This window comes from Mesorhizobium sp. M4A.F.Ca.ET.090.04.2.1 (assembly GCF_003999085.1).
Classification (GTDB): domain Bacteria; phylum Pseudomonadota; class Alphaproteobacteria; order Rhizobiales; family Rhizobiaceae; genus Mesorhizobium.
Genome location: NZ_RZOT01000874.1, coordinates 1 through 1,243, shown reverse-complemented (window position 1 = coordinate 1,243; position 1,243 = coordinate 1). Strand labels below are relative to the sequence as shown.

General features: G+C 63.7%; 1 protein-coding gene and 1 pseudogene. Both read right to left on the bottom strand.

All coding sequences use genetic code 11. The features are described from left to right. On the bottom strand, positions 1-568 hold a 568-nt coding region (locus EN781_RS32795; RefSeq protein ID WP_145965800.1), incomplete at its 3' end, for a Gfo/Idh/MocA family oxidoreductase. 212 nt (positions 569-780) lie between these two features. Beyond that, positions 781-1,243 (bottom strand): annotated as a pseudogene (locus EN781_RS32785) (TOBE domain-containing protein); the annotation flags it as partial.

Here is a 1,243-nt window from a genome sequence, read left to right as displayed (position 1 = left end):
GCTCTATGCCAACGACCTCGCCGACGTCGAGGATGCCGCCGCCGGCGAGGTCGTTGGCATAGAGCCGATGCTCCGGCAGGAAGCCCGGCATGGCGAAGCCGAAGCTCGACTTGATCATGCGGACTTCGCCGATGACGCCCGACTTGATCAATTCCACCAGCTTAAGCGTCTGCGGATGCAGCCGGTACATGAAGGCTTCGCCGAGGAAGGTGCCGGCCTTGCGCGCGGCATGGATCATGGCGTCGGCCTCAAAGGCGGTCAGCGCCAGCGGCTTCTCGCACAGCACATGCTTGCCGGCTTCAGCGGCCTTGATCGCCCATTCGGCATGGCCGGGATGCGGTATCGAAATATAGACGGCGTCGACACCATCGTCGGCGAGCAGCGCCTCATAGCCGTCGAGGATGCGCGCGCCCGGGAAGGTTTCGGCGAGCCCCGCCTTGCCGGGGTTGCGGGCACCGAGCGCTACCAGTTCGCCGGTGCGCGACTGCGCCACGCCGCCGGCAAAGGATTTGGCGATGCTGCCGGGCCCGAGAATGCCCCAACGAATCTTTTGCGGTCTGGATGTCATGTCAAATCTCCTGGGGTCGCCGCCACGCATTCGCGATCGGGCAAGAATGGAACCATTTTGTTCGAGCATGATCTTTCCGAAAGCCGGTTCGCGCTTTTCGGGCTCATGCCCTAGAGCGGTTCAACGTTTCTTGGAATCGCCGAACCGCTCTAAGTATTTGTTTTTACGCAATTCCGGACGGAAAACCGTTACACACTTTTCCTGGAATTGCTCTAGCGTATCCGCGCGCCCTTGGTGTCGAAGAGCAGCGCCTTGTCGGCCTTGATCGCCACCGTCAGATGGTCGCCGCTCGCCCGCTGCCTGGATGCCTCGCGCTCGATGATCAGTTCGTCGTCTCCGGCACCGGCGTAGACGTAGCTCACCGATCCGAGATGCTCGGCGACATCGGCCTTGACGGCGATGTCGCAGTCGCCTTTGCCGGCATCGAAGAAGTGTTCCGGCCTGACCCCGAGCACGACCTCGGCGCCGACAGCCGGAGGCGTGCTCTGGAGCGGCTTGCTCAGCCGCGCGCCGGCGTGGTTGACAAGCTCGACCGTCGCCGCGCCCGGCCCGGTCTCGACAACCCTCGCCGGCATGAAGTTCATCTTCGGCGAGCCGATGAAGCCGGCGACGAAGCGGTTGGCGGGATCGTCATAAAGGTCGAGCGGCGCGCCGATCTGCTCGACATTGCCGGCC